Source organism: Mesorhizobium sp. M0563 (assembly GCF_040321065.1).
GTDB lineage: Bacteria > Pseudomonadota > Alphaproteobacteria > Rhizobiales > Rhizobiaceae > Mesorhizobium.
This window is the reverse complement of sequence record NZ_JAMYQV010000002.1, coordinates 131,484-144,537: the sequence shown is the minus strand read 5'-3', so window position 1 is coordinate 144,537 and position 13,054 is coordinate 131,484. Positions and strand designations below refer to the sequence as shown.

Here is a 13,054-nt window from a genome sequence, read left to right as displayed (position 1 = left end):
TCCAGGCGGAAGACAGGGTGCGAGGGTCATGGCAGCAGCGTCAACCCCTTGCAGCAGATGCGCGGCGGTGGCGCACCAAACGACTTCGTGAATTTCTGCCGGTTGACTCGACTGGCTCACTTCCTAGGTTGGCATTCGGGGCTCCCATGCAATCCGAAGTTGGTATGACATCTTTCCACACACGAAAGCTTGCCCTTCTCGTTCTATCCGTAAGCGCCGCCATCCTGTCCTCCTGCGTCATGCCCGACGACACGTCGAGCACTGCGAAGGAGGACGCCACGGCGGCGGCAGCCCGCAAGGAGATGGTCGGCCTTAGCGAAGCGGATGTTCGAATGTGTGCCGGCTTTCCGACAGCCACCGCCGATGTTGGCAGATCCGGCCAGATCTGGACCTATCAGCGCGTCGTTCAACGCGGCAATCTCAACATTGTGGTTCCGACCGTGGCCATTGGCCCCGTCCCGGCGCTCGGAGGTTCCGTCAACGTCGCCCCCGGCGGCTATTGCAATACGCAAATTCGAATGGTTGACGGCCATGTTGCCGAGGTCGCCTACGCCGGCGACAACAACCTGCCGAACAACCGCGACGGACTCTGTGTCAGCACGGTGGACGCCTGTGTCGCCTATGCCCGTCAGCGCCATCCAGTCAAGGCGATGGGTCGCACGCGGTAACCGGGATCAGACGCGCCTCTGATTGATTTGCCGGCTAATGGATGCTGCCGGATCTCGATTTGAGCACCAACGACTTACCTAAATTTCTGCTCTCAACCGCCGATCCCATCACGAATGGCGCAGAAATAGCGGTCGGTTCCGACCTGTCCGCCCTTGAGGGCAATTTCCAGCCCGTCAATCGCCTCGATGCGCGAATGCGCGAGACAAAGCGGCGAGCCCGGCGATGCCGGCAGCGGCATTCGCACCGTCAGCGCATCGACGCCTATCTGGCCAAGTGCGTGGCTCGACGTATCGCCGCCGGCGATGACCACGCGCAGTAGCTTCTCTTGAAGCGTCAATTCGCGGAGAAGCTCGCCAAGGCCGCGGCCAAGCTTATGGCGGGCGCCTTCCTGGAGATCGATTTCAGCACCGCGGTCGGCCGCCGGTCCGAGCGCGGTGTAGAGGATGACGCTGCGCCCGGCCTTCAGGCTGGAGCGGCCGGTTGCAACCGCGCGCGCAATAGCGTCGTTCGAAGCCTCAGAAACCAGTTCGACCGGGTCGATCTCGATCCCGTCGAAGCCATCGGCTAGAGCATGCCGGATCTGCCGTTCCGTCGTCGGCGAGCAGCTCCCCGAGACCACGGCGATCCTGTCGGCAGCTCCCGGCGGCGAAAACGCGAGTTTGGCATCCACGATCCGGTTCGATGCCCATTCGGCCAGCAAGGCATATTCGATGCCTGAAGAGCCGACGACGAAATAACCGCCCGGCCTGCGAGCGCGCCATATCTCCTTGCCGGCAAGCGCCTGGGTTTCCAGGCTGTCGGCATCGAAGAGCACGATGTCTGTGCCATTCTCCACAAGCCGGTCGAATGCTTCCGACCGCGACGCCGATTGCAGCGTCGCCAGGTCGACCAGCCCCGAGCTGAGGTCTGTCTGGCGCGACAGATGGATCAGCAGGTCGGATTCGTCCATCGGCGTGGTCGGATGGCGGCTCATCACGGGATGGCGATCGATACGGAAATATTTGTCGCGGTAGGCCGCGAAGAGATGACCGAAGGCGGTGTAGCGCTTCAGCTGCGGCGCGCCGACCACCAGCGGCACGCCGCCTTGCCGGAAAACCGAGCGGCCGATCTCGATTGCCCGGCCGATGCTGCCGATTGCCGGGCTGGAATCGAAGGTCGAGCAGACCTTGTAGTGGCAGATCTCGGCGTTGAGGGTCTTCAGCCAGGCGAAGGCATCTCGCAGATGCGTGTCCATCCACTGCGGCGTCTCGCTTCTGCTGGTGCCGGCCAGCCCGATGGCGCGGCAATGCGCAAATTGCGAAAGCAGCGCCTCGTCCGGCTGCCGCATGAACAGCACGGTCGGCACGCCGCCGAGCTCGAGCGCCTCCATCACATCGGTCGAGCCGGTCAGGTCGTCGCCATAATAACTCAGAAGCAGGTTTTGCATGGCGTCAGGCCGCCTTGCCGTCGCCGAACTTCTCGATCGACCGCGCCAGATCGACATGGCTCAAGGCATAATCCGCCAACGGGATGTCTTGGACCGCCGCCTTCCAGGCCTGCTGCACGGCGCGCACGCCGGCGCCCGGCCCGTCCGGGTGGCTGACGATGCCGCCGCCGCAGAGATAGAGAAGATCGACCGTCCGGCCGGTTCGCTGGAAGGTTTCAGGCGCCTGCCCGCCCCACTGGCCGGAGCCGGCGACCGGCAATGCGCAATCGGCCGGCGAAAAGATCGGCGTGGTCACCGCCTTGAAGGATTCGACGAAGGACCAGTCGGGTTCCCAGTATTTCGAGGCGATGCCATTGATCTGGAATTGGTCGACGCCGAGCAGCCGCCAGAACTGCTGCCAGACCTTGAAGTCCATGCCGAGGCCAGGATGACGGGTGAGAATGTCCCAGCCATTGCGGTGGGCATGGAGCACCAGGCTGGAGCGCTTTCGGAGGTAAGCCATGCCGCCAAAACCGATCGAATTGATGTTGACCACAGCACAATTGCCGCCGGCCTTTGCCACCAGGTCGTGGTTTCGCATCATCTCGTCGGGATCCGCATGTGAGATGCCAAAGGCATACATGACCTTCTTGCCGGTCTTCTGCTCGTGGTCGAGGATCAGCGGCATGATTGCCCTCACCCGCTCTGACAGCGGTGAATAGGCCGGGCTCATCAGCTTCTCGTCGTCCTTGATGAAATCGACGCCGGCGGCAATCAGCTCTTGCACCATCGCGGCCGTCTCGTGCGGGCGGAGTCCCAGCGCCGGCTTGACGATGGTCCCGATGATCGGACGGTCCGCGACAGCGGTGAGCCTGCGGCTGCCCGTGACGCCGAATTGCGGGCCGGGATGCGCGCCCCGGTACTCCTCGGGTAGCTTCATGTCGATCACACGAATGCCGGACAGGCCCCTGATCGAAAACGTGCCGCCGATGGCAATGGTCATCAGCGCTGACAGGTCGGTGCCGATGGCCTCCAGCGGAAAGGCGATGTCGACGTCGGCGCGCTTGACCGGGCCATTGCCGGCTTCGGGACCGGTTTCGGGAAGAGACGGCCGATCCGCATCCGGCAGATGCCGTATCGCCAGGACGCGCGCCGCGACCCTAGCCTTGAGCTCTTCGGTCTCGCCGGCTAGCGCGACGAAGGTTCCGGTCGACTGGTCGCTTGCGATCTTGGCCGCCAGCGCCTCGATATTGCCGCGTGTTTCGATGCGATAGGTGAGAACAATCATATTCGCGCGGCCTGCCGGGGTGGTTCGAAAAAGGTTCCTTGGCCCTCGAAATCTGGTATAATGAGTACATAAGCATTGCAAGCCTTATCCGGCTTGGCAGGTAAAGGCGGGCGGGCTACAGGCGTTCCGGAATTCGTGGCGGAAATGCTAGATAGAGGCCGGTCATAGGAGTGATTCGCGACGATGAACCGTTCGGAGCCGATCGTCCGGCGCAAGCTTTCCGACGAAGTATTCTTGAGACTGAAGCGCCTGATCACCAGCGGCGAATTGCAGCCGGGCGACGACATGCCGTCGGAGCGCGAACTGATGGAGCGCTTCGAGGTCGGCAGGCCGGCGATCCGCGAGGCGATGCAGGCGCTGAGCAATATGGGGCTGGTAGCGATCTCGCATGGTGAGCGGGCCAAGGTGCTGCAGCTGACCGCCAAGTCGATCATCAAGCAGGTCGATGGCGCGGCGAAGATCATCCTGTCATCGTCGAAGGATACGCTCGAGCACCTCAAAAACGCGCGCATCTTCTTCGAGCGCGGCATGGTAAAGGAAGCTGCTGAAAAGGCCACCGCCGAGGACGTGCAGCGGCTGCGCGCAACGGTCATCGAGCAGCGCAGCTTTCGCGGCGACTCGGAAGCCTTCATATCCGCCGACATGAAATTCCACACCCAGATCGCGGCAATATCCGGCAACCCGATCTACGTCGCCGTCAGCGAGGCAATGCTTGGCTGGCTAAAGGAATACCACACCGAAATGCTGATCTGGACCGGCAAGGAAAAGTTCACGCTGACCGAGCACGAAGAGATCATCGAGCGCATCGAAGCCAAGGATGCGGATGGCGCCGAGAAGGCGATGATCAAGCACCTCGAACGCTCGCGTGCGCTCTACGTGATGAATTCCGGCAACTGAAAATCAAGCGCAGGTCTCTACCGGCGTCGCGGTCGGGACTGTGTTCTCGGCCTACTGACTGACCACAGGTCAGCCTGAGTCGGGACCGGCGCAGTTTGCTGTAGCCGTTCAAATCCGATGTATGTGCCGCATTGTTTTCATTCAGCGATTTCAGCATTTGCATCTTTCCAGCCATGGATTTCCGCGGCCGCTTTCGTCAGCGAGCCCGTATACGGCCATCCTGGAGGCGCCGCTCTTTTTCTAGAATTGGCAATTTTGACAAAGACTATGCTAGACTTGCCATCCGACGAGAACGACACCGGGAGTACCGCAATGGCTGTCAGGAGCCTCCACGTTGTGATCTGGCTGCCGTCGAATTTCTATTCGGCCGTTGTCTCGACTCTGGTCGAAATGTTTCAGCTTGTGAATGACGTCTGCCGTTCACAGGTTCTTTCATGTGAGTTCGTTTCAAGGGGCACGCGGTCGACATCAAGCACCGGAATTTCCTTCCCGACAAAGGTTCGACCATCGCGAAAAATGGATGTCCTGATTCTCATTGCGATGCCGGGTGTCGAGATTCCGGACCTTCTGCGCTCGCTCGACGAGGAGAGTGAGCATTCAAAACCGCTGATCGCGCTCGCGCAGCAGCAGGAGGCAATCATCGCAGCACATTGCGGCGCATGTTATCTGCTCGCCAATTCAGGATTGTTGGACGGCAAGCGCGCAACGATATCCTGGTGGCTGAAGAACGAGGCAAGCCGCCGGTTTCCGCAAGTGCGATGGGACGCTTCCCGCCTGCTCATTCGCCAGGACCGCCTTTACACATGTGGAGGCGGGTTTTCCGGACTGGAACTCGCCAGGGCTTTGCTGATCGATCTGGGCTTCTCGAAGGAAGAGCGGATCATTCGAAAACTTCTGGTTCTTCCTCCGCCGCGCACATTTCAGAGTCCCTACGAATTTCCTCTCGACGAAATATCGAACGAGGCCAGCCCATTCGAGAACAAGCTGCGCGAACTCTCGAAAGACAAGATGTCGGAAATCGATTTGAACTTTCTCGCAACCGAATTTGCGATGTCTTCGCGAACCCTGTCTCGCAGGTTTTTCGACGAGTTCCAGACAACGCCGGGAAAATGGATCCAGGAAAGGCGGCTGGAGTTGGCAAAATCCATGCTTGAGGAAACGAAACTGAGCGTTTCAGAAATTTGCTATCGGGTGGGATATCAGGACGTCGCCTCGTTCAGCCGTCTTTTTTCCAGGACGACTGGAATGGCACCAGGCGAGTTTCGAAAGCAAATCGGGTGACAAGCCGGCAGCGGACATGCTGCGGCTAGGGGCAACCGTTGCGGAATTGCGGCGATTCATGAACCCCGGCATATGACTTCAGCCGATCCGGACGATTGCGTAAGGCGTCATCACAAGACGGTCTCGGCCCGACGCGTCGCGCTGAATCTGGCGTGACGTTCGTCCATCCCAGATCTTCAGAAAACCCTGATCGGAGCCGAGCCCGGAAACATCGACTGGAACGTCGACCGGGGTAAGGTTCGCCAGCCAGACGATGATCTTGCCTGTCTGGGCGCGGCTGGCCACTCCGAGCACCCGCGTCTCATCGGTCGTTGTTGCCGTTATGTGCGCATGGCCGGCCAGTTCGCAAAGTCCTTTCACCGCGTGGAAAATCGGCCGGCGCGTACCTTCTTCGACCGGTTCATCCGACAAGGCCAGCACGCCGAATGGCCCGGTGAAGCTGCAGAGCGTGAGCATTTCGAGCCCGGCAGGGGCGAGGCGTGCGGCATAGTCGATCGTCCACGCGGCCCCGAACAGTCCGGCATGGCGAGGGTCGCGGTCGGCCATGGCAATGCGCTGACTGTCGGGATTGGCCTTGGTCGCGCCGCCATAAGGGTTCTGGCGCATGGCAATGGTCGACGGCCCGATCCGATAAGGTTTTGTTCCGAAGATCGCCCGTACAGACGCCGTGATGAAAGGCAGCGCCTCCAGCGATTGCATGACGCTGAGATCGTCGGCGGCATGCACGATCGGGCAAGTGCAATGCGTGACGAAATCGAGCGGGTCGGCCGGCACACGCTTGCGGTTGAGTTCGGTGAAATAGCTGAACATGCCGCCGCCGAGGCGGGTGTCGGGAAAGGCACGCCGCGCCGCGGCATAGACATCTTCGAGCGGCGGGCACTGCGGCCATGCGCTGCCCGGCGGCGTCGACTGCCGGTCGACCGAGGGCGAAACGGCAATGGCCGAGAGCTTGAGCCCGGCCTTGCGCACCCTGTCGGCGACGCCTGAAAGCTCGACGTCGAGATCGCCGTCGCCGGCAATGACACATTCGAGCGTTGTCCGAGCCGGATAGGCGGCGGCCAGCCTGGCGTAGGACCGCAAGGCGTCGAGCCCGTGGCCGCGCGTCGGGTCAAAGTGGAACATCAATTGCTGCGGGCCAAGCTCGGACAGCACCGACAGCTTGCTCAGCGCGGCCTCGACCTCATCCGGGTAGATGATAACGCCGATATCCGGCAGCACCGGCCCGGCTTGGCCGAGCGTGACACGAATCGGTTCGGCGGTTGCCGCGGTGGCCGGCACTTTCCCGCCACCCTCCACCCGCAAGCTGATGGTCTGGCGGAAGGGCTTGCCGGCAGGCAGCACGTAGGGCCATGGCAGCGCGAGCGGCCGGACATAGGTCTTGTAGGAGGCATCCGACCAGTTGCGCTGGTCTTCCATCTCGAAGGCATCGCCTTCCATACGGCATTCGGCGGTGACGCCCGCCCGGACCTCATGGGTGATCGCCCGCAGATCCTTGAACGGCTGCCAGGGATCGATTAGTTCTGGGAGCCTCGTTGCGACCACGCTGCCGTCGGTATGCTCGACCGTGACCGGGCTGCCGGCCAGGCCGGCAATCGGATGCAGGATGCAGAAGCCACAGCGATTGGTTTCGAAATCGCTGTCGGGACGAGCGCTCACGTCGAAGACCAACTCGGCCATCGGCGGAGCTCTTGATGGTCGCGCGGAAGCCGAGTCGACTGCCGTCCGGTGCCTGGCAACTTGCCGAATAGCTGACGGAAAATGCCTCGGCATCTTGCTCGATGGCAGGGTTGGTGAGCGCCGGCTCGTAGGTGCCCCAGTCGCGATCTCTGACGATATAGGCGATGGCGCGCAGAACTTCGGTGCCGCCCTGCCGAATGTTGCGCAGATTGCCGTTGACGAAGTCCGCCGTCAGCGCACCGGCGCGCAGCCTGACCGGTTCGACTTCAACCGCATGCGTGCCGTAAAGGAGGAAGGCGTCGGCTGTCATTTCAGCAAGGCGTCGAGTTGCACCGGTTCGCGGCTTGCGGCGCCGGCATAGGCCGCCTCGACCAGCGCCAATGTCTTGAGGTTGTCCGCGCCCGAGGTCGCGGGCTCGGTTCCGTTGGTCAAGCAATCGACCCAATGCTTTTGAATGGCGACGACGCTTTCCTGGATGTTGTGCCACGGCCGCGATGCCCAAGGCAGCAGCGGCGGCGAGACGTCGCTGACAGCCGTTCCGCTCCTGCCGGTGACGGTGAGCCGGTAGCCCTGCGCCAGCCGGATCGTGCCGTCGCTGCCGTCGATTTCGATCAGCGTCTGCGGAAACGGCTCAGTCGCGAGCTTGCTCGCGTAGCTGCAGTCGACCACCGAAGTGGCGCCGCTCGTGTGGTCCATGAGCATCGTCGCAACATCCTCGCCGGCAATGGCAGGGTTGACGCGCGCCGTTCGCGCAGTGACCGTCGAGACGTCGCCCAGCAGAAAGCGGGCGATGTCGAGGATGTGGATGCCGAGGTCTTCGATAATGAAGCGCTTTCCCGTCGCCAAATAGGGCTGGCCGGAAAACACGTCGTAAGCCGATCGAAACGAGATCCGTCCGAAGAAGGGTGTGCCGATGTCGCCGCTGTCGAGCACGGCACGCACCGCCTGGATCGGCGACTGCCAACGAAAATTTTCGTGCACCATCAGCGGCACACCGGCGACGGCGCATGCCTTCACTATCGCCTTGGCGTCGGCAAGCGTCGGCGCGAAAGGTTTTTGGCAGATTACCGGCACGCCGTGCTGCGCCGCCATCTCGACGAGGGGACGGTGGCTCGGCGCGGTGGTGGCGATGTCGACGAAATCCAACCTTTCGCCGGCAAACAGTGCTGCCGCGTCGGTATAGCGCCGCGCGACCCCGAACTGGTCGCCGACGATCCTCAACCGGTCCGGATCGCGGTCGCAGATGGCAGCGATCGAGGCACCCTCTATGTCGCGCCAGGCATGCATCTGGTTGATGGCGAAGAAGCCGCAGCCGATCAGCGCTCCCCGCAGTTCCGTCATGTCAGCCGGCCTTTGCCATCTGCATCAGCGTCACCCGGCTCTGCAGCCGGCGCTGTGCCTGGTCGACGACGACGGCGACGATGATGACGAGGCCCTTGATCACCATCTGCCAGAACGAGCTCACCCCCATCATCACCAGCCCGTCCGAAAGAATGCCGATGACGAAGGCGCCGACAATGGTGCCGCCAATGGTGCCGCGTCCGCCCGACATCGAGGTGCCGCCGAGCACTGCCGCGGCAATGGCGTTGAGTTCGAAGCTCTCTCCGGTCGCCGGATGCGAGGCCATCAGTTCGGACGAGATGATCAGCCCGACGATCGCCGCGCAGAAACCGGAGAACATGTAGACGAACATCTTCACCATGTTGACGCGGACGCCCGAAATCCGCGCCGCCCGCTCGTTGCCGCCAACGGCGAAAATGTGGCGGCCGAGCGGGGTGTACTTGGCGAGATAGGCGGCCCCTAATGCAACAACGAGCAAAATCCACAGCGCGACGGGCAGGCCGAGCAACCGGCCGGCGCCGAGAAAGCCGAATCCGGTGGTGCCAAGCTCCGGCTTGCCGACGAGATTGGGGAAGGTGCGCCCGTCGGACGACAGCAGCGCCAGGCCGCGCGCGACATAGAGCACGCCGAGCGTGGCGATGAACGGCGCAACGTTAAGCCTGGTGATCAGCAAGCCGTTGACGGCGCCGATCAATATGCCGACGGCAAGCGTGATCAGCGCGATCTCGAAGACGTTGAAATAGATGGTATAGCCGACCTGCAGGTCGATGCCGTTGAGCACGAGATAGCCGGCCACCATGCCGCACAGGCCGACGATCGAGCCGACCGACAGGTCGATGCCGCCGGTGATGATGACAAAGGTCATGCCCATTGCGAGGAATGCGTTCAGCGCCACGTGCTTCGACACCAGGATAAGATTGGCGGCCGAGAGGAAATTGGGGGCAGCTATCGAGAAGAACAACAGCACGGCGATCAGCGCGATGAACGTCCTCGCCTTCATCAGCGTCAGCAGGACCGAGCCGCTCGAAAGGGAGGTGACCGCCGCCTTGGCTGGAATGTCAGTCATGCGCCTTGCTCTCCGTGCGGGACCGGTCCGTGGCCGAGCGCCGAGGCAGCGACGATTGCGGCCTCTGTCGCCTCGGCGCGGTCGAACATACCAGTCAATTTTCCATTGCTCATCACCGCGATGCGGTCTGACAACGCCATCACCTCATCGAGATCCGAGGTGGCAAACAGGATCCCCAGGCCGTCGCGCGACAGCTTGCGCATGGTGCGGAACACGTCGGCCTTGGCGCCGACGTCGATGCCGCGGCTCGGCTCGTCCATCAGCAGCACCTTCGGTCCGGTGAGCAGCGCCTTGCCGATCACCACCTTCTGCTGGTTGCCGCCCGATAGCGACGAGACTTCCTGCGCCGGATCGGCGACCTTGATCGCCAATTCGCGCACGGTCTGGGCCACCGCCTGTCGTTCGGCGGCACCACGAATGTGGAACAGGCGCACGAAACGCGACAGGCTGGCCAGCGTCAGATTGCTGGCGACGGAGAGGGTCGACACCAGCCCTTCGCGCTGGCGGTCTTCGGGGATCAGCGCCAGGCCGCGGCGGATGCGTCGCGTCGTGTCCCGCTCGTGCACTTTTTTGCCGGCAATGAATATCGTTCCGGTCGAATGGCCGTGACGGCCCATGATGCAGTCGAACAGCTCGCTGCGTCCGGCTCCCATCAGCCCGTAGATGCCGAGGATTTCACCGGCGCGCAGCGACAGCGAGACGTGGTCGACCGCGAGCCCGCCGGTGACACGCGGCAGGCAAATGTCCTCGGCACGGAATATCTCTTCGCCCGGAACATGGCCGTCGGCCTTGGCGAAGTCCTTGGCGTCGGAGCCGATCATCTGCCGCACGATCCACTGGGTATCGACGTCTTTCATCTCCGCCTGGCCGGTGATGCGCCCATCGCGCAGCACGGTGATGGTGTCGCCGATGCGGATCAGTTCCTCGAGCCGATGCGAGATGTAGACGATTGCCACGCCGCGCGCCTTGAGGTCGGCAATCACCTTGAACAGGATCTCGACTTCCGCCGCGCTGAGCGCCGAGGTCGGTTCATCCATGATCAGGATGCGCGCATCGAGCGAAACCGCCTTGGCGATCTCGACCAGTTGTTGCTGGCCGATGCGCAGATCCTCGACCAGCATGTCGGGCCGGATGCCGGCTTCCAGGCGTTCAAGGAACTCCGCCGCGCGGCGCTCCTGCTCTTTGCGGTCGATCTTGCGGAAGCGGTTGGTGATCTCGCGGGTGGCGAAAATATTTTCGGCGACAGTCAGATTGCCGAACAGGTTCAGCTCCTGGAACACCATGCCGATGCCGCGATTCACCGCATCCCCGGATGACGAGAAGGAAACCTCCTCGCCGTCCAGCAGAATGCGCCCGAGTGTCGGCTGCTCGACGCCCGCGATGATCTTCATCAGCGTCGATTTGCCGGCTCCGTTTTCGCCGACCAGCACGTTGACCGCGCCCTTGCGCACCTCGAAATTCGCCCGCTTGACTGCGACGGTGCCGGAATAGACCTTCGAGACATCCTCCAGCTTCAGGATGACATCTTGATTGCCGCTCATGGCTTCGGCCCGATCTCTGCCTCCGCCGGCGTCACCAGCGGCAGGTCCTGGCCACTGCCCGGCGTATAGGCGCCAAGTACCTCGACGCTGCGGCCCTCGGGTGTCTCGCGCGGCAGCTTGGAAAGCACGGTCTTGTCGGCATAGGCGTTGAACGCCTTGCCGAACTGGGCGAAGTCGATCTGATTGGTGAAATCGTTGAACTGGATGAAGTCGAGGCTGTCGCGCAGGGCGGTCCCACGCATGGCGGGGCCGATCTGCACCCGCGCATCGGCCTTGCCGTCGCCGTCGGCATCGATGTCCATCGTCGCCGCCCGTGACTGTGTGTTGGCTGCAACGACCTTGCCCTCGAGCCGAACGGCGAAGGTCCATGGCGAATTCGCCTGCTTCTTCGGGTTGCCGTATTTCGCGCCGGCAGCGGCGGGGTCGGCCTTGGCCAAGGCATGCACCTCGGGAAACGGCCCGGCCTTCTGCTGCAGATAGGGTATCACCTTCGTCGCCCAGATGTCCTCGACCAACTTGTCGGGATTGAACGCGGAGCCAGTGCCGCCGTTTTCCGCCGACGGCGTCGGCAAGATCTTGCAGGCGGTCAGGCTGACTATTGCTGCGAGGAACAACGCGACAAAGATCGGCCGGGTCAGCGTGTTGAACATGTCGGCTCGTTCGGCATGGCGGTCAGGAGCACCCAGAGAAATGGAAGCAAGGGCGAAATGGAAGCAAGGGACGAACCGGAGGCTCGTCCCTTGCTGCCTGATGTTACGCCGGCTCAGTTGGTGAGCGCGAACGTCTCGAGCTTGGCGGCATTGTCGCCATTGACCAGGACGCAGTCCATCAGCTGCTTTTCTTCGGCGGGAGACTTCTTGTTCTTGATGAAGTCGTTGGCCTGCTCGACCGCCATCTGCGCCTGCGCGAAGGCCGGCTGCAGAACTGTCGCCTTGATGCCGCCGGAGGTGATTGAGTCGCGCACGTCGTTCGACCCGTCGAAGCCGACGACTATGACGTCCTTGCGGCCGGCAGCGGCGAGTGCCGCATGGGCGCCCATCGCCATCGTGTCGTTGCCGGAGATCACGCCCTTGATATCGGGATTGGCCTGGAGGATCGACTCCATCTTTGAATAGGCCTCGGTCTGGCTCCAATTGGCCGACTGCTGCGCCACCATCTTCAAGTCTGGATAGTCGTCGATGACGTCGTGGTAACCCTTGGAGCGGATGCCGGCATTGGTGTCGGATTCCTTGCCGACGAGCTCGACGAAATTACCCTTCTCGCCCATCAGCTTGACGAATTCCTGCGCGCCGAGCTGGGCGCCCTGATAGTTGTTGGAGACGATCTGCGCGACGGCAACGCCGGTGGCATTGATCTCGCGATCGATCAGGAATGAGGGAACACCTGCGTCCTTGGCCTTCTGCACGGCGGCGACGGTGGCGTCGGCGCCGGCATTGTCGAGGATGATTGCCTTGGCGCCGCGGCCGATCGCCGTGTCGATAAGTTCGGACTGCTTGTTGGCATCGTCGTCATGGACGAGCACCAGCGCCTCGTAGCCGAGTTCCTTGGCCTTGGCCTCTGCGCCGACAGCTTCCGCCTTGAAGAACGGATTGTCATGCGAGGGCGTGATGATGGCGATCAGATCCGCCGCATAGGCGGGTGCGGCCGTGCCAAGCGCCAGCATGCCGGCGAAAGCCGCAAGCGTCATTCTGCGTGTTAGTTTCATGTATTCCTCCCGTTGAAAACCCGTGCCTTGATCCCAAGGCTATATGCATTCAATTCGTTAGCCAGCGCGGATCGCGGATCGCGTCAGGTTCACAAGCCCTTTGCCGGCTTCACCTCGATCGATCGTTTCCCCGCTATCCTCCACTCGTCCAGGCCCTGAGCTTGCTGCGAAGCTTGACGGTCCG

At 62.4% G+C, this 13,054-nt stretch carries 10 protein-coding genes and 1 pseudogene; 3 read left to right on the top strand and 8 right to left on the bottom strand.

Annotation, left to right across the window (positions count from 1 at the left end; all coding sequences use genetic code 11):
• Positions 1–164: 164 nt before the first annotated feature.
• Entirely contained in the window at positions 165–668 is a 504-nt protein-coding gene (locus NKI50_RS03340; RefSeq protein ID WP_023720270.1) for a hypothetical protein, read from the top strand.
• A 92-nt stretch (positions 669–760) separates the two neighbouring features.
• On the opposite strand, the gene NKI50_RS03335 is transcribed toward NKI50_RS03340, so the two are convergent.
• Positions 761–2,095 carry a four-carbon acid sugar kinase family protein gene (locus tag NKI50_RS03335; protein WP_352482002.1) on the bottom strand — a complete coding sequence of 445 codons (1,335 nt, stop codon included), beginning with the start codon at positions 2,093–2,095 and terminating at the stop codon, positions 761–763.
• Between the two features lie 4 nt (positions 2,096–2,099).
• Positions 2,100–3,362, bottom strand: a complete 1,263-nt coding sequence (gene oiaX / locus NKI50_RS03330; RefSeq protein WP_352640232.1) for a 3-oxo-isoapionate-4-phosphate decarboxylase OiaX — start codon at positions 3,360–3,362, stop codon at positions 2,100–2,102.
• Between the two features lie 183 nt (positions 3,363–3,545).
• Here oiaX and NKI50_RS03325 point away from each other — a divergent pair, with 183 nt between their 5' ends.
• Together NKI50_RS03325 and NKI50_RS03320 are read left to right on the top strand one after the other, a co-directional pair.
• Positions 3,546–4,259 carry a transcriptional regulator NanR gene (locus NKI50_RS03325; RefSeq protein ID WP_352590684.1) on the top strand — a complete coding sequence of 238 codons (714 nt, stop codon included), beginning with the start codon at positions 3,546–3,548 and terminating at the stop codon, positions 4,257–4,259.
• 312 nt (positions 4,260–4,571) lie between these two features.
• A complete protein-coding gene (locus NKI50_RS03320) occupies positions 4,572–5,540 on the top strand; it encodes a GlxA family transcriptional regulator (RefSeq protein WP_352640231.1) in 969 nt (322 codons plus the stop codon).
• Between the two features lie 78 nt (positions 5,541–5,618).
• Here the strand turns inward: NKI50_RS03320 and apnL are convergent.
• From apnL to NKI50_RS03290, 6 genes and pseudogenes are all read right to left on the bottom strand, one after another.
• Positions 5,619–7,527, bottom strand: a pseudogene (apnL, locus tag NKI50_RS03315) (D-apionate lactonase).
• A complete protein-coding gene (locus tag NKI50_RS03310) occupies positions 7,524–8,558 on the bottom strand; it encodes a Gfo/Idh/MocA family protein (RefSeq protein WP_352640229.1) in 1,035 nt (344 codons plus the stop codon). The pseudogene apnL and the gene NKI50_RS03310 overlap by 4 nt, the downstream one beginning before the upstream one ends.
• Before the next feature lies 1 nt (position 8,559).
• Positions 8,560–9,624, bottom strand: a complete 1,065-nt coding sequence (locus NKI50_RS03305; RefSeq protein WP_352640227.1) for an ABC transporter permease — start codon at positions 9,622–9,624, stop codon at positions 8,560–8,562.
• A complete protein-coding gene (locus NKI50_RS03300) occupies positions 9,621–11,165 on the bottom strand; it encodes a sugar ABC transporter ATP-binding protein (protein ID WP_352640226.1) in 1,545 nt (514 codons plus the stop codon). Before NKI50_RS03300 ends, NKI50_RS03305 begins: the two co-directional genes overlap by 4 nt.
• Positions 11,162–11,815 (bottom strand): DUF2291 family protein, encoded by a 654-nt coding sequence (locus tag NKI50_RS03295; RefSeq protein WP_352640225.1) that lies wholly within the window; start codon positions 11,813–11,815, stop codon positions 11,162–11,164. Before NKI50_RS03295 ends, NKI50_RS03300 begins: the two co-directional genes overlap by 4 nt.
• A gap of 113 nt (positions 11,816–11,928) precedes the next feature.
• Positions 11,929–12,870 carry a D-ribose ABC transporter substrate-binding protein gene (locus tag NKI50_RS03290; protein WP_352469588.1) on the bottom strand — a complete coding sequence of 314 codons (942 nt, stop codon included), beginning with the start codon at positions 12,868–12,870 and terminating at the stop codon, positions 11,929–11,931.
• Between the last annotated feature and the right edge of the window lie 184 nt (positions 12,871–13,054).